The 20,893-nt window shown below is 58.7% G+C and carries 20 protein-coding genes; 12 read left to right on the forward strand and 8 right to left on the reverse strand.

The genetic code is table 11. The features are described from left to right. Positions 1–103: 103 nt before the first annotated feature. Positions 104–1,801 (forward strand): class I adenylate-forming enzyme family protein, encoded by a 1,698-nt coding sequence (locus ACQ66M_RS16400; RefSeq protein WP_430405066.1) that lies wholly within the window; start codon positions 104–106, stop codon positions 1,799–1,801. Positions 1,802–1,809: 8 nt separating this feature from the next. Here the strand turns inward: ACQ66M_RS16400 and ACQ66M_RS16405 are convergent, their stop codons facing one another. From ACQ66M_RS16405 to ACQ66M_RS16420, 4 genes are read right to left on the reverse strand one after another with little or no spacing between them, the layout of a single operon-like run. Next, positions 1,810–2,127: an ArsR/SmtB family transcription factor gene (locus tag ACQ66M_RS16405; protein WP_350172338.1), complete on the reverse strand. Its 318-nt coding sequence runs from the start codon at positions 2,125–2,127 to the stop codon at positions 1,810–1,812. Further along, on the reverse strand, positions 2,127–5,396 hold the full coding sequence (locus ACQ66M_RS16410) for an efflux RND transporter permease subunit (RefSeq protein ID WP_430405067.1): 3,270 nt from the start codon (positions 5,394–5,396) through the stop codon (positions 2,127–2,129). The genes ACQ66M_RS16405 and ACQ66M_RS16410 overlap by 1 nt, the downstream gene beginning before the upstream one ends. Positions 5,397–5,401: 5 nt before the next feature. Continuing rightward, entirely contained in the window at positions 5,402–6,394 is a 993-nt protein-coding gene (locus ACQ66M_RS16415; RefSeq protein ID WP_350172342.1) for an efflux RND transporter periplasmic adaptor subunit, read from the reverse strand. After that, a complete protein-coding gene (locus tag ACQ66M_RS16420; protein WP_350172344.1) occupies positions 6,381–6,803 on the reverse strand; it encodes a rhodanese-like domain-containing protein in 423 nt (140 codons plus the stop codon). Before ACQ66M_RS16420 ends, ACQ66M_RS16415 begins: the two co-directional genes overlap by 14 nt. An 85-nt stretch (positions 6,804–6,888) precedes the next feature. On the opposite strand from ACQ66M_RS16420, the gene ACQ66M_RS16425 reads away from it, so the two are divergent. From ACQ66M_RS16425 to ACQ66M_RS16460, 8 genes are all read left to right on the forward strand, one after another. After that, entirely contained in the window at positions 6,889–8,160 is a 1,272-nt protein-coding gene (locus tag ACQ66M_RS16425) for an NAD(P)/FAD-dependent oxidoreductase (RefSeq protein WP_430405069.1), read from the forward strand. 44 nt (positions 8,161–8,204) lie between these two features. Beyond that, positions 8,205–8,627: a thioredoxin family protein gene (locus ACQ66M_RS16430; protein ID WP_350172589.1), complete on the forward strand. Its 423-nt coding sequence runs from the start codon at positions 8,205–8,207 to the stop codon at positions 8,625–8,627. 33 nt (positions 8,628–8,660) lie between these two features. Further along, positions 8,661–8,864 carry a YgaP family membrane protein gene (locus ACQ66M_RS16435; protein WP_350172348.1) on the forward strand — a complete coding sequence of 68 codons (204 nt, stop codon included), beginning with the start codon at positions 8,661–8,663 and terminating at the stop codon, positions 8,862–8,864. Positions 8,865–9,054: 190 nt separating this feature from the next. Next, the gene (locus ACQ66M_RS16440) at positions 9,055–10,482 is read left to right on the forward strand and encodes a circularly permuted type 2 ATP-grasp protein (RefSeq protein WP_350172350.1); all 1,428 of its coding nucleotides are present in this window, start codon (positions 9,055–9,057) and stop codon (positions 10,480–10,482) included. A gap of 4 nt (positions 10,483–10,486) precedes the next feature. Continuing rightward, a complete protein-coding gene (locus ACQ66M_RS16445) occupies positions 10,487–11,428 on the forward strand; it encodes an alpha-E domain-containing protein (RefSeq protein ID WP_350172352.1) in 942 nt (313 codons plus the stop codon). Between the two features lie 2 nt (positions 11,429–11,430). Further along, the gene (locus tag ACQ66M_RS16450) at positions 11,431–12,228 is read left to right on the forward strand and encodes a transglutaminase family protein (protein ID WP_350172354.1); all 798 of its coding nucleotides are present in this window, start codon (positions 11,431–11,433) and stop codon (positions 12,226–12,228) included. Positions 12,229–12,265: 37 nt separating this feature from the next. After that, on the forward strand, positions 12,266–12,997 hold the full coding sequence (locus ACQ66M_RS16455) for a proteasome-type protease (protein WP_350172356.1): 732 nt from the start codon (positions 12,266–12,268) through the stop codon (positions 12,995–12,997). 138 nt (positions 12,998–13,135) lie between these two features. Next, positions 13,136–14,335: a CaiB/BaiF CoA transferase family protein gene (locus tag ACQ66M_RS16460; protein ID WP_430405071.1), complete on the forward strand. Its 1,200-nt coding sequence runs from the start codon at positions 13,136–13,138 to the stop codon at positions 14,333–14,335. 22 nt (positions 14,336–14,357) lie between these two features. Here ACQ66M_RS16460 and ACQ66M_RS16465 read toward each other — a convergent pair whose 3' ends face one another. Beyond that, positions 14,358–15,236, reverse strand: coding sequence for a LysR family transcriptional regulator (locus ACQ66M_RS16465; protein ID WP_350172360.1), 879 nt, complete (start codon positions 15,234–15,236; stop codon positions 14,358–14,360). Positions 15,237–15,343: 107 nt separating this feature from the next. On the opposite strand from ACQ66M_RS16465, the gene ACQ66M_RS16470 reads away from it, so the two are divergent. Genes ACQ66M_RS16470 through mmsB form a run of 3 tightly spaced genes read left to right on the forward strand, consistent with a single transcriptional unit; the run spans position 15,344 to position 18,525 of the window. Then, positions 15,344–16,843, forward strand: coding sequence for a CoA-acylating methylmalonate-semialdehyde dehydrogenase (locus tag ACQ66M_RS16470; protein ID WP_350172362.1), 1,500 nt, complete (start codon positions 15,344–15,346; stop codon positions 16,841–16,843). Positions 16,844–16,848: 5 nt separating this feature from the next. Next, entirely contained in the window at positions 16,849–17,625 is a 777-nt protein-coding gene (locus tag ACQ66M_RS16475) for an enoyl-CoA hydratase-related protein (protein WP_350172364.1), read from the forward strand. A 9-nt stretch (positions 17,626–17,634) separates the two neighbouring features. Then, positions 17,635–18,525, forward strand: a complete 891-nt coding sequence (gene mmsB / locus ACQ66M_RS16480; RefSeq protein WP_430405073.1) for a 3-hydroxyisobutyrate dehydrogenase — start codon at positions 17,635–17,637, stop codon at positions 18,523–18,525. Here mmsB and ACQ66M_RS16485 read toward each other — a convergent pair. From ACQ66M_RS16485 to ACQ66M_RS16495, 3 genes are all read right to left on the reverse strand, one after another. Further along, a complete protein-coding gene (locus ACQ66M_RS16485) occupies positions 18,522–19,319 on the reverse strand; it encodes a crotonase/enoyl-CoA hydratase family protein (RefSeq protein ID WP_350172368.1) in 798 nt (265 codons plus the stop codon). The two genes, mmsB and ACQ66M_RS16485, sit on opposite strands and share 4 nt — an antisense overlap. Before the next feature lie 76 nt (positions 19,320–19,395). Continuing rightward, complete coding sequence (locus tag ACQ66M_RS16490) at positions 19,396–20,184, reverse strand: TIGR03084 family metal-binding protein (protein ID WP_430405075.1); 789 nt, start codon at positions 20,182–20,184, stop codon at positions 19,396–19,398. Positions 20,185–20,329: 145 nt separating this feature from the next. Further along, complete coding sequence (locus ACQ66M_RS16495) at positions 20,330–20,674, reverse strand: hypothetical protein (RefSeq protein ID WP_430405077.1); 345 nt, start codon at positions 20,672–20,674, stop codon at positions 20,330–20,332. Positions 20,675–20,893: the final 219 nt, after the last annotated feature.

Genomic DNA, 20,893 nt, shown 5'->3' on the forward strand with positions numbered 1-20,893 from the left:
CACCAATTTGTGTGGCGAGGCGACGTCGCGGAAAGCTTGTCGCCCCCCCTTCCGTCTGTATGTGTATTCTCAAAAATAGCGCTTCAGGGAGAACGAGAGAGCCATGCATTACAAAGAACTCCTAAAGGCACGTGATGAGCTTACCGGCGCAGGTGGTGCGTTCGAGATTGGCGAAACAGACGTTCTCGGTACCCGAGTTCGATTTTACAAGAATGCGCCGCTCAATGTGCGCGATGTCTGGCTATCTACGATTCAGTTTTCCGAACGCCCCTATCTGATCTATGGTGAAGAACGCCTGACCTACGGCGAGTCCCACAAACAAGTGAACGCCGTTGCGGCCTGGCTTTTCGCTCAAGGCGTTAAACCGGGGGATCGCGTCGCAATCGCAATGCGCAACTATCCTGAGTGGATGCTGATCTACTGGGCATGTGTATCTTCCGGGATCGCAGTGGTTGGCATGAATGCGTGGTGGACGACCGAAGAAATGGCGTATGCAATTGCAGACTCCGAACCCAAAGTCGCGTTTCTGGATGCTGAGCGCCTTGGCCGACTGCGGGAGCGCCCGGATCTGACTAAAACACTGAAGATGGTGGGCATTCGCATCCCCGACGCCCCAATTGAGGTGACGCCCTGGTCTGAAGTCATCGCTCATGGCGGCCTCATGCCCGATGTATCGGTCGATCCAGAATCCGATGCTTGTATTTTCTACACGTCAGGCACCACTGGAAACCCCAAGGGAGCGCAACTTACGCACCGAGGCTGCGTTTCCAACCTGTTCAACCTGATGTACGCGGCTGCCTCGTCAGCGCTTGCCACACAAAAGGCGACAGGCGTGGAGCCACCCGAAACACCTCCCGTCCCGACAACTTTGATCACTACGCCACTATTCCACGTGACCGCAAACAATTGTGGAGCCTATGCAACGACGGCCGCAGGCGGGGCGCTGGTACTAATGTACCGCTGGGATGCAGGAGAGGCGCTACGGTTGGTCGCCAGGGAGCGGGTGACGTCGATGAGCGGTGTCCCGGTCATGGCGCGCGAACTGATTAGCCATCCCGACTTTGTCTCCACCGACACCTCGAGCCTGACCTCGCTGTCAGGTGGTGGTGCCCAAGTGCCTCCGGACCTGGTGGCAAAGATCGAGTCGCAAGTGGCCACTGCCCGACCAAGCACAGGCTACGGCATGACCGAGACCTGCGGAATCATCACATCGATCGCAGCGGATTTCTTCGTGGACAAGCCAGATAGCGCCGGTCCCGCCATGCCAAACTTTGAAGCCAAGTGTGTCGATGACGAAGGCAACTCGGTCCCACCCGGACAGATTGGCGAATTGTGGATCAAGGGATCTTCAGTGATCAAGGGCTATATCAACCGCCCCGAGGCCACCGCTGAGTCAATCACCGATGGCTGGCTTCATACGGGCGACATTGCCCGCATTGATGAGGATGGATTCATATTCATCGTCGATCGCAAAAAGGACATGGTCCTGCGTGGCGGAGAGAATATCTACTGTGCCGAAGTCGAAGCAACCGTTTACCGGCACGAAGCTGTAGCGGAATGTTGCGCGTTCGGTGTGCCCGATCAGCGTCTCGGCGAAGAAGTCGGAATCGCGGTCGTTCTGCAGCCTGGCGAAGCCCTCACAGAGCAAGCGCTTCGCGACCATTGCGAGGCGATAATGGCAAAGCACAAAGCGCCGCGCTACGTGTGGTTTTTGGAAGACGCTCTTCCGCGGAATGCCAGCGGCAAGTTTCTTAAACGCGAACTTCGCGACCGCCTCAGCGCACAATTGCTCGCCACTTGAACTGCAGACTACTTATAGAAATCGCAAAGCGTGTTCACGAGCACGCTGCCAATGCCACCACTACAACGATAATAGATCGTCTGGGCATCCCGTCGCGATTCAACCAGCCCGGCAGCCCGCAGCTTCGCGAGATGTTGCGATACCGCTGACGACGACTGGTTCGTGAGTTCGGCCAGCTGATTGACCGGCATTTCGCTGTTATTGAGCGCGCAAAGCACTTTCAATCGCGTGTCGCTGGCCATTGCTTTGAGGATTCCGGTGGCTTCGGTCACCCTCTCCGACATCAGGTTGAATGCTTCGGGAGTCGTCGGTTTCGTGCGTGACATCACGTCTGGGCTTCCTTCATGGGCGCAAAATCGTCATCAACAGATAGGGGCACACCAGCCGGTTTCCAATCTGGCCCCCTCAGCGCCACATAGATCGCTGGGATAACCAGCACGGTGAGCGCTGTCGACGAAGCCAGACCGAACAGAAGCGAGATCGCCAGCCCCTGGAAAATAGGGTCGGTCAGGATGACGGAGGCGCCAATCATGGCGGCAAGCGCGGTCAGAACGATCGGCTTGAACCGAATCGCGCCAGCATCCAGCAGCACTTGCTTGAGGGGGGTATCGGCGTCTTGCCGGTGACGCACAAAATCCACCAGCAGGATCGAATTGCGGACAATAATGCCAGCCAATGCGATGAAGCCGATCATGGATGTCGCGGTAAACGCTGCACCAAAGATCCAGTGCCCGAGCATTATACCGATCAGGGTCAGCGGGACCGGCGTCAGAATGATGAGCGGGATGCGGAACGTTCCGAATTGTGCCACGACGAGGATGTAAATCCCGACAAGGGCCACGCCAAATGCCAGCCCCATGTCGCGGAAAGTCACATAAGTGATCTCCCATTCGCCATCCCACAACAGGGTCGGCCGCGTCTCGTCTTCTGGCTGCCCATACATTCGGATGGCTGGTTTGATCAGACCCGCCGCCTCCCAATCAAAGACGTCTATCCGGTCTTGGATGTCGAACATCCCATAGATCGGCGCCTCAAACCGGCCAGCCAGTTCACCCATCACCATGTCCGTGAAATGGCCATCTCGGCGGAACACGATCGGAGAGCCCTGCTCTTCGGACACATTGACGAGTGCGCCCAGTTCGATGGGTGAGGCGCCTGCCCCTGCCAGTCGGCGCGGCACCGGGATCGCTGCAGTTTCCTGTGACCAGATGCGTTCGGATTTTGGTAGCCGAACTCGGATGTCGAGCGGATTGCGCCCCTCGCCACGCGGGCTCACTCCAGCAGTCTGACCTGCAAAGGTAAGCGCGATCGTATCGAGAATGTCCTGCTGCATCACGCCATAGTCGGCGGCTTGCGGTTCGTTGATCGCGATCATCATCCTTGGCTGCGGGTCGCCGATGGAATCGTCGACATCGACGATAAAGTCTGCCTCCTCGAAAAGCTGCCGCACAATACCCGCTGTTTGCCGGCGTGTTTCCGGATCAGGTCCGTAGATTTCTGCCATTAACGTCGCAATGACGGGTGGACCAGGCGGAACTTCAACCACCTTGGCACTCGCGCCAATGGGCAGCGCCAAGCCTTGTATCCGGCTGCGAATATCGAGGGCTATCGCATGGCTGGCGCGCTTGCGATGGGACTTTTCAGACAGGTTGACCTGCAGGTCACCAAGCTCCGGTGCATTCCTGAGAAAATAGTGACGAACCAGTCCGTTGAAATTGAAAGGCGCGGCGGTGCCTGCATAGGCCTGAATCGTTTGGACTTCCGGTACATCGCGGATCAGGTCAGCGATTGCGAAAAGTGTGCGCTCGGTGTCTTCGACGGAAGAGCCTTCCGGAAGGTCGAGAACGACCTGGATCTCCGACTTGTTGTCGAATGGCAGCAATTTGACCGTAACGGCTTTGGTGGCGAACAGACTGACGGACAACAGCGTTGCGACTCCGACGACGCCAAGGAAGATCCACGCGTTTCGCCTGGAAGCCACAACAGGAGCAGCGACACGCCGATAGAACCGGCTGAGCCGTGTTTCGCCCTCGTCATGACCCGCTGCATGCTCTGTTGCTTTCACACCACCTGCGATGCGCATCAGCAACCAGGGCGCGATGGCGACTGCGACGAAGAATGAAAACAGCATTGCAGCCGACGCATTGGCCGGGATTGGCGCCATGTAGGGCCCCATCAATCCCGACACGAACATCATCGGCAAGAGTGCGGCAATGACGGTCAAAGTCGCGATCACAGTTGGGTTGCCGACTTCGGAGACCGCATTGATGGCCGCCTCGACCCGGGTGCGCCCATCATTCATCGCCCAATGACGCGCAATATTTTCGATCATGACGATGGCGTCATCAACCAGAATGCCAATCGAGAAGATTAGCGCAAAAAGGCTGACGCGATTGATCGTGTACCCCATCATCATGGAGGCAAAGAGCGTCAGAAGAATTGTTGTTGGAATAACGATCAGCGTAACCAGAGCTTCACGCCAGCCGATCGCGAAGGCGATAAGGATGACGATCGATACGGTTGCCAGACCCAAATGGTAGAGAAGCTCATTGGCCTTATGATTGGCGGTTTCGCCGTAATTTCGCGTGACTTCAAGTCGCACACCCTCCGGAACGAGGTCGCCCTGCAGGCTTTCAGCGCGCGCAAGAATGGCCTCTGCCACTTTCACGGCATTGGCGCCGGGGCGTTTTGCCAGCGAAACGGTCACGGCTGGAATGGCAACGAACCCGTCCTCCTTGCGATCAAGCGTCCAGACCCGGGATTCCGTTTCGGCGCCTGTGACGCGTATGGTTGCGACATCTGAAAGATAGACCGTTCGGCCGTCACCGCCGCGCAGCTCAAGGCGCTCAAGCTCGCTAAGCGCATTGATCCGGTCACCGGCCTGCACAATCAGGGATTCTCCTTCCCGGCGCGCGGTGCCAACCGGTTTGACATTGGCGGCCTGGCTCACCGTCTCCACCAGGGTCTGCAATGGCACGCCATAGGCAGCCATGGCGTGAATATCAGGCTCCACCCGCATCTCGAGCGGCCGGCCACCAACGACGCTGGTCAGGCCGACATCATCGACCTTGATCAACTCCTTCTGGAGTTCTTCAGCTAGCATCCGAAGGGACGTGTCATTCCAGACGTTGCCGGTCCATGGTTCCGGCGAAAGCGTCAGCGTCACGATCGGTACGTCATTGATGCCCCGGCCAACCACCAGCGGCATCGGCACACCTGTGGGTATCCGGTCAAGGTTCGCCCTGATCTTTTCGTGGACGCGGAGTATGGCGTCGTCGGCGTCCGTGCCGACATCGAACCGCGCAGTGACCAGCGCGCCATCATCGCGGCTTTGCGAGTAGACATGTTCAACGTCCGGTATCGCCTTGATGATTTCCTCAAGTGGTTCCGTCACTTGCTCCACGACATCTGGCGCCCGCAGGCCGGGCGCTTCGATAATCATGTCGACCATCGGAACCGAAATCTGCGGTTCCTCTTCGCGCGGAATTGTCATCAGCGCGATCAGTCCGACTGCAAGCGCAGTCAACAGGAATAGCGGAGTCAGCGGCGAACGGATTGTCGCCCGGGTGATTGCACCTGAGAGATCGGGTTTCATCGTCCCTACTCCGGCTTTTCGATCTGATCGCCACTCTTCAATCCGGACAGGACCTCATATTGACCGGCATCGTTCGGCAGGGGCGCTGACAGGGCAACCGGCGCATCCACGAAGCGGTCTCCCACCTTCACGCGAATGAAATCCACGCCATAACGCGTCGACACGAATTCAGCCGGCACAAGCATCGCCCGGCGCTCACCGACAGGCGCGAGCACGTCTACCCGCTCTCCCACCAGGGCTTCCAAACCACCCTGGACGACCGCATCCGCCACCACGGCACCATCCCTCAGCTCAGGATACACCTTCATGATCGTGGCCGTGCGCACTTCACCGCCGCGAGCAGGAAGACGCAACGCGACCGTCTCCCCTTCGGCCATTTCAGACGCATGACGCTCAGGAAGAGAAAGCCTGACGACGCCGTCAAGGGTCGCGAAGCTGGCGATGACTTCGCCGGGGGAAATGACTGAACCGGCAACGACCTTGACCGAAGTCACTTTTGCATCTGCTGGAGCAAGAATGCGCCCCTCCGCTTTTCTCGCTGCGAGGGCTCGCCGCTCCGCTTCTGCCGAGGTGAGGCTCCGCTGCATGACGTCGAGTGTCGTACGTTCAGATTCCAATCGCGCCTTCGGATAGAATCCTTGCTTTTCCAGTGCTTCAGCCCGTGCGATGTCGTCCTGATTCTGCTTGATCTGGGATCCCATGCCGGCGATCCGTGAATCCAGCGCTGCAAGTTGCGGATCGAGCGTTGCATCTGTGACAAGCGCCACCAGGTCGCCCGCTTTCACCACATCGCCTTCATCAACCAGCAGCCTTGTGATAACGCCCTGCAGCCGCGACCGGGCTGTTGCGGTATCGCCCGCCTCGACTCTCGCGACGACGGGTCGGAAATCGACGATCACGGACTCTTCGACTGTCATGACCTGTGCCGATGCCTCGACAGCAAAGACCATGCTGGCGGCAGACATCCCAAAGGCTGCAATCAGACTAGTAATGCCCATTATCAACTACCCGGCCAGTTGCTGGATCAATCTGTGCGCATGGCAGCCCCTGCTCTTTCCATGCAGCAATGCCACCCGCCATATGTGCCGCGTCCGCTCCCGTGGCAGCCAGATAAGTGTCGAGTGCATTGCGGGATCGTTTGCCCGATCCGCATTGGAATATGATCCGGCGCGAGCCATCAGTCGGCAAAGCCTTTGGCTCGAAGGTCGAAAGCGGCATCAGCACCGCGCCATGGATACGCTGGTTGGCAAACTCCGCAGGCTCCCTAACGTCAACAAGCAAGACGCGTCCCGCTTTCAGGTCTTCAAAAATGGCGGATGGTGCAATGTTTTGCGCATCGGTCATGGTCGCCCCTCTTCCAAAAATCGTTCGGCCCAAACTGGACAACAGACGAAAAGATAGTGTCATCGCAATCTGGCCTCTATCCGTATAATTGCGTATTTAAGTGAATGCTTAATTATATGACATTTGCGGAAAAGCAAAGGAGAGGTCAATGGCACGCGTGGTAATTCTTGGGGCGGGGCTGGGTGGCGTGATCGCCGCCTACAATATCCGCAAGACGATCCCCCGGCAGGACGACGTCATCGTCATCAACGAGAATGACTTTTATCAGTTCGTCCCCTCCAACCCCTGGATCCTCGTCGGATGGCGAGAGCGCGAAGACATTCTGGTCGATCTCGCGAAGCCCATGAAAAAACGCCGGGTGGAACTCATCGTCGGTGCCGCGAAAAAGGTCGATCCGAAAGGAAAGGCCGTGCTGATGGAAGACGGAACCTCCGTCCCCTATGATTACCTGGTCATCGCCACCGGTCCGGAACTTGCCTTCGATGAAATTGAAGGCCTGGGACCAACAGGCTTCACCCAATCGGTTTGCCACATAGATCATGCACAGGCGGGATATGCCGCCTTCGAGGCGCTGTGCGATGAACCAGGGCCTGTCATCGTTGGTGCGGTCCAGGGGGCCTCATGTTTTGGACCCGCCTACGAAACGGCGATGATCATCGAAACCGAACTGCGCAAGCGCAAGATTCGCGACCGTGTTCCAATGACCTTTGTTACCTCAGAACCTTATATCGGGCATCTTGGTCTTGATGGAGTTGGCGACACGAAAGGCCTCCTTGAGAGTGAAATGCGCGAGCGCCACATCAAGTGGATCACGAATGCCCGGGTGAAGAAGGTCGAGGCGACCCGCATGCTGGTCGAGGAACTGAACGAGGACGGTTCAATCAAGACCGAGCATGATCTCCCTATGAAGTTCTCAATGATGCTGCCGGCTTTTCGCGGCGTCGCAGCCGTTCGTGACATTGAAGGCCTTGGGAACCCCAAGGGCTTCATTCTCACTGACAAGCATCAGCGCAACCCGACCTATCCTGAGATTTTCGGGCTCGGCGTGTGCATAGCCATTCCTCCGGTCGGAAAAACACCGGTACCCGTGGGTGTACCGAAAACAGGCTTCATGATCGAATCAATGGTGAATGCCGTCGCGGAAAACATTGCCGCATTGCGCAAGGGTGAGCCGCCGACACACGAAGCGACATGGAATGCGATCTGTATCGCCGATTTCGGCGATGGGGGTGTCGCGTTTATCGCTCAGCCCCAAATTCCTCCACGCAATGTCAATTGGTCGGTATCCGGTGGATGGGTGCACACGGCCAAGGTCGCCTTTGAAAAGTACTTTCTGCGCAAGGTTCGAACCGGGCATGCCGAAACCTTTTACGAGAATGCGGCTCTGGCTCTGTTGAAGACCCACAAGATAAAGGATTGAGAACCACCGATATGCCGACCATTGTGAGCCCGACCGAAACCATCATGTGCCATAAGTGTGGGGCACTCAATCGCGCGCCAAGCGGTCGGGCCCTTTCCGCTGGGAAATGTGGAAAGTGTTCGGCCTCGCTCGCAACACCTCACCCGGTCGACATTGATGACGCAAAACTCTCGCGCCTTCAGGCGCGTGACGAGGGAACTTTCATCATTGATGTATGGGCGCCCTGGTGCGGACCGTGCCGCATGATGGCGCCTGCCTATGATGCCGCCGCCACTTCATTCGTCGACCGGGTCCGCCTGTTCAGGCTGAACTCGGATGAGAACCAGGCGAGCGCCGCCAGCCTCGGGATCAGGGGGGTGCCTACCCTGATCGCTTATCGGGGCGGCCGGCAAGTGGCCCACCAGTCCGGTGCCCAGACAGGGCCCGCGCTAAATCGCTGGATATCGTCCGCGATCTCCCTTGCCTGAAACCACGCAACCATCACGAAAAGGATCAACACCATGAACATCGACCGCGCAGTATTCGCCTTTGCAGGTATCGTCGTCCTCATCGGGCTCGGGCTCGGCTACTTCCTGTCACCATGGTGGTTCCTACTGACCGCCTTTGCGGGCCTGAACATGGTGCAGGCCGCCTTTACCGGGTTTTGTCCAGCCGCAATGATTTTCAAGGCGCTGGGCCTGAATCCGGGCAACGCATTCCGATAGTGAACCGACCCGTTTAACAGTCCTTGAAAGACAAGATATTCGCCGAAAAGCCTCTACCTGACGGCTACATTGGCGATTCTTCAGGCGGGATTTTGTGCCTCCGCTGAAAACTTGCGCACGGGCTTGGCGGCGCGACGCGACAGTGCGCGCCCCCTTGCATGTCTGCGAAATTTCGTGCGACGTCAAAGTCATGGGCGATCAGCCAACCTTTTTTGACGAGATGAAGCGCGCAGACGGTACGGCGCGACCGCCCTATGCCGACTATTGCGAATGGCTGGAAACCGTGAAGTTGAGCGACCTTCGCAAGAAGTCCCGCGAGGCAGAGATATTCTTTCGCCGAACAGGCATCACCTTCAATGTCTATGGCCAGAAGGATGCCGACGAGAGACTGATTCCGTTCGACTTGGTCCCCCGGATCATTGATGGCAAGGAATGGCGGCTTCTCGTGAGAGGCATCGAACAGCGTGTTCGTGCAATCAATGCCTTTCTACACGACATCTACCATCGTCAGGAAATCATTCGCGCCGGACGTATCCCGGAACACCTCATCGCGCAGAATGAGGCCTTTCTGCCCGAGATGATTGGCGTCACGCCGCCAGGAGGCGTCTACACTCACATCGTCGGTACGGATCTTGTGCGAACGGGGGCAAATGAATTCTTCGTTCTTGAAGACAATGCCAGAACGCCGTCCGGGGTTTCCTACATGCTGGAAAACCGGGAGACGATGCTGAAGATGTTCCCTGAACTCTTCTCGCAGATAAAAGTCCAGCCGATCAGCAACTATCCGTCGCTCCTGCGCAGGTCCCTCGGCAAATGCGCACCAAATCGCTGCACAGGCAGTCCGACGGTTGCCGTTCTCACTCCCGGCCTCCACAATTCGGCATATTTTGAGCACGCCTTCCTGGCAGACCAGATGGGTGCCGAGCTTGTCGAAGGGCATGACTTACGGGTCGTGGATGGACGCATCGCCATGCGCACGACGCAGGGCTTTCAGCCAGTTGACGTTCTCTATCGCCGCATAGATGACGAATACATTGACCCGCTAAACTTCAACCGGGACTCGCTTCTTGGTGTTCCGGGAATCATGGATGTCTACCGTTCTGGGGGAATCACTCTGGCGAATGCGCCGGGCACAGGCATCGCTGACGACAAGGCCATCTACTCATACATGCCAGACATTGTAGAGTTTTATACCGGCCAGACCGCGATCCTGAAAAACGTGCCGACGTACAGATGCGCCGAAGCTGACTCCCTGAAATATGTCCTGGAAAATCTGGCCGAACTCGTCGTCAAGGAAGTTCACGGCTCCGGCGGTTATGGCATGCTGGTGGGTCCTGCTGCGAGCAAGCGTGAACTGGCAGCATTCCGGGCCAAGCTGGAGGCCAATCCTTCGAACTACATTGCCCAGCCCACACTCGCGCTTTCAACTGTCCCCGTCCTCGCCCGCGACGGGCTGGCTCCGCGGCATGTCGACTTGAGACCCTATGTGCTGGTTTCGCCCGACAGCATCGACATCACACCGGGCGGCCTGACCCGCGTTGCGATGAAGGCAGGTTCACTGGTCGTGAATTCCAGCCAGGGTGGCGGCACCAAGGATACCTGGGTGCTGGAGGAATGATCCCATGCTAGGCAAGACCGCAGGCGGGTTGCTCTGGTTGTCCAGATACCTTGAACGCAGCGAAAACACCGCACGTCTCGTCGAGGCAGGCTTTCGCATGGCATTGACCCGCGCGGCGGCTGGCGAAGATGAATGGGCGTCCGTCCTCACCACCGTTGGCTGCCTTGATGCCTATTACGCCCGTCACGACACGATTTCTCCCAATTCGGCAGTCGACTTCCTTTTGCGCGACAAGACCAATCCTTTGAGTGTCTATTCCGTCATGCGCGCGGCACGGGACAATGCGCGGGCAACACGAACTGCTCTGACCCGTGAAGTCTGGGAAGCCGTCAATGACGGCTGGATGCAGCTCAAGGAAATGCTGAAGAGGCCGGTATCGCAAGCAGAACTCCCCAAGGTCCTGACAGCCGTCCGTCAACTGAGCGCTTTGGTGCGCGGGGCGCTCCAGGGCACGATGCTGCGCAACGATATTTTCAGTTTTTCGCGCATCGGATCTCTCATAGAGCGGGCAGACAACACGGCCCGCATTCTTGATGTGAAGTATTATGTGCTTCTGCCCACGGGAGCGTCCGTCGGCTCGTCGCTGGATAATGTTCAGTGGGAAATGATCCTGCGCTCTGCATCAGCAGACAAGTCATTCCATTGGCTCTACCCCGGCAACGCCAATCCCAAAGCAATTGCGGAATTCCTGATCCTTGACGCGCGCATGCCGCGCTCGCTTGCCTATTGCTATGATGAACTGGTTGGCCACCTTGCTGCGCTCGAAAGCGAATATGGTGATCGCAGGACGTGTCATGATCTTGTGGCAGGCCTGGAGGCGAGCCTGACAGGACGGACAATTGATGACATCATCGATTTCGGCCTCCATGAATTCATCCGAGAATTCCTGCGAGCCAATGCCGCCCTCGCCGCGCAAATAGAAACCGACTACAGGTTCTACGAATAACCATGCGACTGCACATCAACCACAAGACGCACTATTCCTACGACCAGCCGGTTCCCTATGCGCTGCAGCAAATCCGCCTGACACCCAAATCGGGTCAATGCCAGACTATAGACAACTGGGATATCAAGATTGAAGGTGGCCGCACGGAGTGTGCTTTCGACGATCAGCATGGTAACAGGGTCCACCTGATCAGTCTGAATCCCGGCCAGACCGAAATCGCGATCACGTGCTCAGGTGACATCGATACGATCGCGACAGCAGGCGTCACCGGCCCTCATGGTGGCTACACACCACTCTGGTATTTCCGGCGTCAGACCGCCCTCACCCGACCGGGCAAGCTGATACGGAAACTCGCCAGTGACCTGAAGGAAAATCCCGACCCCATCGCTCGCCTCCACGAACTTTCGGCCTCGATCCGGGAGGCCATCGTTTATGAAACCGACCGAACCGATTCGGGCACAACAGCCGAAGAAGCCCTTCGCGCAGGACACGGTGTCTGCCAGGATCACGCCCATGCGTTCGTGAGCGCCGCACGCCTCCTCAACTATCCGGCCCGCTATGTGAGCGGCTACCTGATGATGGATGATCGCGTGTTTCAGGAAGCGAGCCACGCCTGGGCGGAAGCACATGTTCCAGATCTCGGCTGGGTTGGTTTCGACGTTTCGAACGTCATCTCGCCCGACGAGCGATACGTCAGAATCGCGACAGGACTCGACTATGACGAGGCTGCGCCGATCTCCGGCATCGTCTTCGGTGATAGTAAAGAATCCCTGCTTGTATCCCTGCAGGTCCAGCAGTAACGCTGGTCGGCTCAATTAGGGATTTTATGGAAACCGCATGACCTACTGCGTCGCGCTACGTCTTGATAAAGGCCTGCTATTCATGTCGGACACCCGCACCAATGCGGGCGTCGACAATATCTCCACATTCCGCAAGATGTTCACATGGTCGGTCGAAGGTGACCGCGTCATAACGATCATGACGGCCGGCAACCTGGCGACGACTCAGGCTGTCATCAGCCTGCTCGATGAGCGATCTGTGGTCCCGGCGGAACGCAAACAGACACTTCTGGCTGCGCCAACTTTGTTCCAGGTCGCCCGGTTGGTGGGTGACACGCTGAAAGAAGTCATCCACTCGCAGGCTGAAGAGGGCCAAACGGCAGAAAGCACGTTTGGCGCGACGATGATTGTCGGCGGGCAGATCAGGGGCATGGAGCCGCGCCTATTCCTGATTTACCCCGAGGGCAATTTCATTGAAGCGAGCGACGAAACCCCCTTCTTTCAGGCGGGCGAAACCAAATACGGCCGGCCGATCATCCTGCGCGCCTTTGACCCGGCCATGAGCTTTGAGGATGCGATCAAGCTGCTTTATGTGTCCTTTGACTCAACGCTCAAGGCCAATCTCGCGGTTGGAATGCCCCTGGACATGCACGCCTACCGTTCAGGTTCATTCGAAACCGGCATACAGCGTCGGATACCGTCGGATGATCCGTATTTTCGAACCATCTCCTCTGGCTGGGGCGAAGCGCTCAAGGCAGCCATCGACAAGCTCCCGAATTTCAGTTTCTAGGCCTTCAAAAGTAGGGCACTTCGGTCCGGTGTCCCGACGTCAGGTCCGGAATGGACGCTGACTCCCCCTTCCCTTTTACACCTGCAGAGTCCAACCTTGTTCACAAGAAAATGGATGGTCTGAGAAGAGGTTGAAGGCATGCTGGAAGGTCTTAAAGTCGTTGAGTATGCCACCTATATGGCCGCGCCGGGTGCAGGGTGTATTCTCGCAGACTGGGGCGCCGAGGTGATCAAAGTCGAGCCACCTGGCGGTGATCCGATTCGCAATTTCTTCCGCTCGATAGGTACCGATTACCAGGACAACCCGGTCTTTGACTTTGACAATCGCGGCAAGAAATCAATCGTCGTCGATACGACCACGCCGGAAGGGCAGGAAATTGTCCGCAAACTGGCCGCTGAAGCTGACGTCTTTCTCACCAATGTCCGGCCCGGCGGCCTGAAGCGCTCGGGCATGGATCATGACAGCCTCCGCAGCCTCAACCCGAAACTCGTCTATTGCTCCCTCACGGGCTACGGCCTCGAAGGGCCTGATGCAGACCGGCCCGGCTTCGACATTGCCAGCTTCTGGAGCAGGACAGGGGTGGCCCGCCTGACCATCCCGAAAGGCCAGGATCCATTCGCCCTGCGCACCGCTTTTGGCGATCACACCACGTCAATGTCTGCTGCAGCCGGAATCTGCGCCGCGTTGGTGGAAGCCCAGCGGACCGGCAAAGGCCGCCTGGTCGAAGCGTCCCTGTTTCGGACCGGCCTCTACGCCATGGGTTCGGATTTCGCGATCCAGCTTTTCTTCGGACGCATCGCGTCGACCAAGGGCCGTACCGAGCAGATCGTCCCATTGTCCAATTTCTACAAGACGGCCGACGATCACTGGATATGTATCGTGGCCCGTCAGGGCGACGTCGATTGGGTGCCCATGTGCAAGGTCATCGACCGCGAGGACCTGGCAGACGATCCGCGTTACGTCACGGCGAAGGGACGTCGCCAGAATATGGAAGACGTTGTCGCGATCATCGACGAAGGCTTCGCCAAATATACCCGCGAGGAAATATCCGCGCGCCTCGACGCCAACTCCATCGCCTGGGCGCCGGTCCAGACGCTCGGCGAAGTTGCGCAGGATCCGCAGGCCTTTGCGTCTGGCGCTATCGTGCAGACCCCGAGTGCCAAGGGCGACGGCTCAACGTACCCTGCCCCGGCCTCACCCGTCCGGTTTCCCGGTGCCGATGACGGCCCCAAAGGACCGTCTCCCCGTATGGGCCAGCATACGAAGGAGGTCCTGGCGTCACTCGGAATCGCCGAATCCGACATTCAGGCCATGTATGATTCGTCTGTCGTTGCCTGATCGCTCTTGGCGCTGGGCTGGATCAGAATTCATCCTGCCGCGCTCTGACCTTCTGAACGACATATTCCGACAGGACCTTGATCCGTGCCAGATCGGCGAGATCCTCATGCACGGCCAGCCAGAAGGACCGGTTCACCTCGATGGCGTCCGTCAGGATCGGCACAAGATCGGCGTGCCTGTTCGCGATGAATTTCGGCAGGATGCAAAGCCCTGAACCGGCGCGGGTCATCTCAAGCTGGGCAATGATACTCGGGCTGGACAATCCCGGGTGCAGTCCCGGCAGAACTTCGTCGAAGTAACGCAGCTGGGGCGAATAGATAAGATCGTCCACATAACCGATCAGCCTGTGGTCGCTCAGGACATCGACCGTATCGATCGGCCCCCTCGCCGCAAGATAGTCACGGCTGGCATAAAGCCTGAGCGAATAATCCGTCAGTTTGCGCACCTTCATCCGGCCCGCCTTGGGCCGGGTCAGCAGCACAGACATGTCGGCTTCGCGTTTCGGCACGCTGACCAGGCCTGACAGTGCGATCAGGTCGATTTCGATCCCCGGCCATTCCTTCACGAACTGCGCCAGAATGGGGGCGATGAAGGCCGTGCCGAACCCTTCTGTTGCGCCCAGTCTGACCTTCCCGACGAGTGATCGCCCACCTTCGCCCGTATCCCCAATGCCGAGCGTGATCGCTTCTATCGCTTCGGCGCGCTCTGCCAGCGCCTCACCTTCAGGTGTGAGCACATGCCCTCTGCGGGTTCGCTCAAACAGCGTCTGGCCAATGTCAGCTTCCAGCCGGCGCAATCGCCGGCTGAGCGTCGTCGGGTCCTGATGCAGGACAGCGCCTGCCAGATCCAGCTTCTGCTGGCGGCTCACCACCAGGAACAGCTTCAGGTCATCCCAGTTCATGTCGCTCGCCTGCAAAAACACAGGTATAAGCTGCATTTATCTTCATTTACCAGAAGAAACACTGGTCTTAAGCTGGCTCTAAATGGCAATCAAAGGGATACCTGCCCATGCGCGACGTGCATCACTTCATCAATGGCCAGCAGGTCGTCGGCAAATCCGGCCGCTTCGGCGATATCTACAATCCGAACACGGGTGAGGTTCAGTCGCGGGTCCAGCTTGCAACCGAGGCAGAACTCGGCGCGGCCGTCGATAGCGCCAAGGCCGCCTTCCTCGGCTGGTCCACGACTAATCCCCAGCGCCGCGCCCGCGTCATGTTCGAGTTCAAGCGCCTGCTGGAGGCAAACATCAACGAACTTGCTGAACTGCTCTCGTCCGAGCATGGCAAGGTCGTGGCGGACTCAAAAGGTGACGTTCAGCGCGGCATTGACGTGGTCGAATTTGCCTGCGGCATCCCCCATCTGCAAAAGGGCGAATATACCGAAGGCGCTGGGCCCGGCATCGATGTCTATTCCATGCGCCAGCCTCTCGGCGTCGTCGCTGGCATCACGCCGTTCAACTTCCCCGCCATGATCCCCTGCTGGATGTCGGCTGTGGCGATTGCTTGCGGTAACACGTTCATCCTGAAGCCGTCCGAGAAAGATCCTTCTGTCCCGCTTCGCCTCGCCGAGCTGATGCTGGAAGCTGGCGCGCCTGCCGGGGTTCTCAACTGTGTGCATGGCGACAAGGTCTCGGTCGATGCGATCCTAACCCATCCTGACATCAAGGCGGTCAGCTTCGTCGGTTCCTCCGACATTGCCCAATACGTCTACAGCCTAGGCACCAGCCACGGCAAACGCGTCCAGGCCATGGGCGGCGCGAAGAACCACGGCATCATCATGCCGGACTGCAACATGGAGCAGGCGGTGAAGGATATTGTGGGAGCTGCCTATGGCTCTGCGGGCGAGCGCTGCATGGCCCTGCCCGTCGCCGTCACAGTCGGCAAGAAGACCGGTGATGAGTTCGTTGAGCGCATGCTCGACGCCGCCCGCACCCTCAAGGTCGGCATCTCGACCGACGCCGACGCCCATTACGGCCCCGTCGTCTCAGCCGCCCACAAGGCCAAGGTCGAGTCCTACATCCAGATGGGTGTCGACGAGGGGGCAGACCTGTTGATGGATGGCCGCGGCCACACGCTGCAGGGCCACGAGAATGGCTTCTTCATCGGCCCGTCCCTGTTCGACAATGTGAAACCGCACATGCAGTCCTACAAGGAAGAGATCTTCGGCCCTGTCCTGCAGGTCGTACGTGCGGAAACTCTGGAACAGGCAGCCTCGCTCGCCTCCGATCACCAATATGGCAATGGCTGCGCCATCTTCACCTCCAATGGCCGGGCCGCGCGCGAGTTTGCCGCGCAGGTCAATGTCGGCATGGTCGGCGTTAACGTTCCGATCCCTGTTCCGGTGTCGTATCACACGTTCGGAGGGTGGAAGCGGTCCGCGTTTGGTGACACAAACCAGCACGGGCCTGAAGGTGTCCGGTTCTGGACAAAGATCAAGACGGTCACCCAGCGCTGGCCCGAAGGCGACGAGATCGGCGACCAGGCCTTCATCATTCCGACAATGGGTTAAGCAACATGGCGAACTTCAACACGATCACTTTCGAACATACCGGCCGCGTCGCCCTCGTCACGCTGAACAGGCCCGACAGCCTCAACGCCCTCAATGCCGAGACCATGGCCGAGATCGCTGCCCTGTTTGCCGAGCTCGACAGGCACCCGGACGTCGCCGTCACGGTGCTGACAGGCGAGGGCCGCGCCTTCGCCGCTGGCGCCGACATCAAGGAGATGCAGCCGCAGGGCTTCTCCGACATGTATATGCAGGACTATTTCGCCGGTTGGGACCGGTTTGCCGCATCACGCAAACCGATCATTGCGGCGGTCAACGGGTTCGCCCTCGGCGGAGGCTGCGAGCTCGCCATGATGTGCGACCTGATCATCGCTTCAGACAAGGCGAAGTTCGGCCAGCCTGAAATCAAGCTTGGCGTCACCCCCGGCATGGGAGGCTCCATCCGCCTCACCAAGGCCGTCGGCAAGGCCAAGGCCATGGACATGGTCCTCACCGGCCGCATGATTGACGCGGCTGAGGCCGATCGCATCGGGCTCATCTCCCGCGTCGTGCCGCATGATTCATTGATGGACGAGGCCATGAAGGCTGCCAACGAAATCGCGTCTTACTCCCTGCCATCCCTCATGGCTGCTAAGGAAATGGTCGGCCGCGCGCTGGAACTGCCGACCACTGAGGGTGTCCGTTTCGAGCGCCGCCTGTTCCAGGGTCTGTTCGGAACAAAAGACCAGAAAGAAGGCATGACGGCCTTCACCGAAAAGCGCACACCTGAATTCAAGGATCGCTAGGAGCCACGCATGACACGCATCGCCTTCATCGGTCTCGGAAACATGGGCGCCGGCATGTGCGCCAATCTCGCGAAAGCAGGCCATCAGGTCCGCGCCTTCGATCTCAACAAGGATGCCATCGCCAAAGCTGAATCCTCGGGCGCTAAAGGCGCGGCAAGCGTGGCTGAAACGGTGAGCGATGCCGAAGTCGTGGTGTCCATGCTCCCCGCCGGCAAGCACGTCCTCAGTGTCTATTTTGGGCCCGATGGCGTCGCCGCGAATGCGCCCAAGGGTACGCTTTTCCTCGACTGCTCCACCGTATCCGTTGAAGACGCACGTGAAGCGTCGAGGCAGGCTGAAGCGGCAGGCTTCACGATGGTCGACGCACCCGTCTCAGGCGGCACCGCAGGTGCCGAGGCTGGCACGCTCACCTTCATGTGCGGCGGACTGGAAGACGGTTTCGCGCGCGCCAGGCCCCTGCTTGAAATCATGGGAAAGAACGTCTTCCATGCCGGTGGCAGTGGCAACGGACAGGCCGCCAAGATTGCCAACAACATGCTGCTCGGCATTTCCATGATCGCAACGTCCGAGGCGTTCAACCTCGCCGAAAAGCTCGGCCTCGACGCGCAGACCTTCTTCGACATCTCGTCGACAGCATCAGGACAATGCTGGTCGATGACGTCCTATTGCCCTGCCCCCGGCCCGGTGCCCGCATCCCCGGCCAATCGCGACTACCAGCCCGGTTTCGCTGTCGCGATGATGCTGAAGGACCTGCATCTCGCTGCTGAGGCGGCAAAAGCGTCAGGTGCCGAGATTCGCCTCGGCGAAATGGCCGAGGCGATCTATGGCAAGCTGGATGAAAAAGGCTTTGGCGGCCTCGACTTTTCCGGCGTCATCAAGGACGTACGCGGCGAAATCTAGCGGCCCTTGAACTCGGGTTTGCGCTTCTCCAGTATCGCGTTTACGCCTTCCATATGGTCTTCGGTCTCGTGCATCAGGGCCTGTGCAGCGGCCGACATTTCCATGATCGTGTCATATGAGGCCGTATTGGCCTGACGCATCAGCGTCTTGGCGAGGCGCAATGCCTGCGGCGGCTGTCCTGAAATGCGCTCTGCCAGTTTCATTGCCTCATCCATCAACTGGTCTACCGGATATATCTCGGACACGAGACCCCATTCCTTGGCGGTTGCGGCGTCAATCACATCGCCGGTGAACAGCAACTGCGCTGCTCGCGACGCGCCTATCAGGCGTGGCAACAGCCAGGCTCCGCCATCGCCCGGAATGAGTCCCAGTTTGAGAAACGTAACGCCCAGCTTGGCATGGTCGGCTGCGAGCCGGATATCTGCCATGCAGGCCACGTCGCAACCGAGGCCAATGGCCGGGCCGTTGATCGCGGAAATCAGTGGCACTTCAAGATTGTAGAGCGACCGCACGATGACGTGGATATTGTCGCGATAGCCACTGCGCACGTCATACGGCTTGCCGCCAAACGCACCGGTCCGTTCCTTCATCGCCTTCACGTCCCCGCCTGCCGAGAAGGCACGGCCGGAGCCTGTCAGGATCGCACACCGGATCGACTTGTCGGCCACCACTTCTGCGCAGACCTGCGCGACTGCCGGGCCATCGCCCTCCTGGCCAAGCGCATTCATCATGTCCGGCCGGTTCAGCGTCATTACTGCAATGGGGCCGCGCTTTTCGAGAAGGAGGATCGACATGGTTGTTTGTCCCTGAAAGTTTGAATTTGCCTACCCTGCTGTCAGGCGCAGGCGGGTTTGTCCACTCCCCCTGCCCCTAGGACGAATGCTTTGTCCGCGCACCGGCTTCCGGAGGTGTTTCTGGTTTCCCGGCGAAGCACTGTGCATAGGCCATCCAGATTTCCGCCGTCTGGCCCTGAACCTGGAGCTGTGTATCGCCAATGTTGCGTGTCTGGGTCACGACCTGGCAAAACTCGTCTGCCCTGCCCGCAATGCGCTCCGCCGTACTTTCATCCCCATAGGTCCACACATCGCCTGAAGGCGCGGTCAGGTGAACGAACGGCATTGCCGCCGGCACGTCCAGCTTTCGATTGCGGAACGTCCAGCCAAACGTATTGATACCCAGCACGACAATATTGCGGATCCGGTCGGCCTCTACGCGGGTCTCTCCCAAGCGGTCATAGACTTCCTGCCCATGCGCCCATGTCTCCATCAGGCGGGCTGTGATGGAGGAGCGTGCACTCATGTCAGGCCCCGCCCATTTCAGCCGCGCTTTCGGGTCTGCGGTACTGAAAGCCTGCGCCGTCGCCTGAGCCTGCGCCTTCCACAAGGTCAGCAAGGCCAGTCCGCCGGCGCCATCGACATGCGCGCGCTCGACCGGTCGCATGCCGCCTGCACGGGCGATTTCGCTCATTTGGGCAACCAGAAGCGCCTCGTCATTCAGCTGCAGCCACGCCATCCAGTTCCAATAATGAAGGTGCCTCAGTACATCATTTATGGTCCACGCCTTGAACTGGGTGACCAGCTCAAAGTCCGAATCCGGCCGACCCGACAGAAGACGATCAAGCGCCAGGCTCTCGTCCAGAAAGTCTTGTGCCTGTTCCATGGGTCGCTCCCTTCCGATGTTTACTTACATCGATACAATAGCGACCCATTCTGGCGATGAAATAGCGGTTCCTCCCTTCCGTAGGGTCCGCACCTATCGCGTCCCGCCTCATCTTGCAGCCAGCACGTCAGTGGAGCGCGTAAGCCTAGCGACCAAATTGCCAGGAAGCGGCGATCTTGAAATTGCGGCCGGGCTCTGAAACGCCCGCGAAGACGCGTTCATAATCCTTGTCAAACACGTATTCGACCCCAGCATCAAAGCGCAGCCCGTCCGTAAAACCAGGCTGCCAGCTCGCATATACATCAAGCACCGTATAGCCGTCGCGCACCTCGACGATCTCAAGTGCGCTGGCCGCATCCAAGTCACGCCGCTCGAAATCACCAGCGACCTGAATGCGCATGCCAAACCGCGCGCGCCATTCAGGAACGTTGACTCCCATGTCAAATGCAATCCGGTCGGGAGTCAAAGCGCCAACATCCGCACCAGTCACGGTATCGGTTCCCTCAATCTACCCGCCCATAGATCCGGTTTGCATCATAGGCGAATTCAGCCTCGACGCCTTCCAGTTCAGTCGCATCGACATTGGCGGAGTTCGTCGTCCCTGCCGTACATGGAAAGAAGGCCGGCGCGGCGAAATAGATGTCCGCAGCTATTCTACGGCACTAACGCTTCCGGCCGTGTGAAGCATCGTCCGGATGTGCTTTCCACG

Origin of the sequence: Hyphomonas sp. (assembly GCF_965284475.1) — a bacterium.
In the GTDB taxonomy this organism is placed as follows: Bacteria; Pseudomonadota; Alphaproteobacteria; order Caulobacterales; family Hyphomonadaceae; genus Hyphomonas.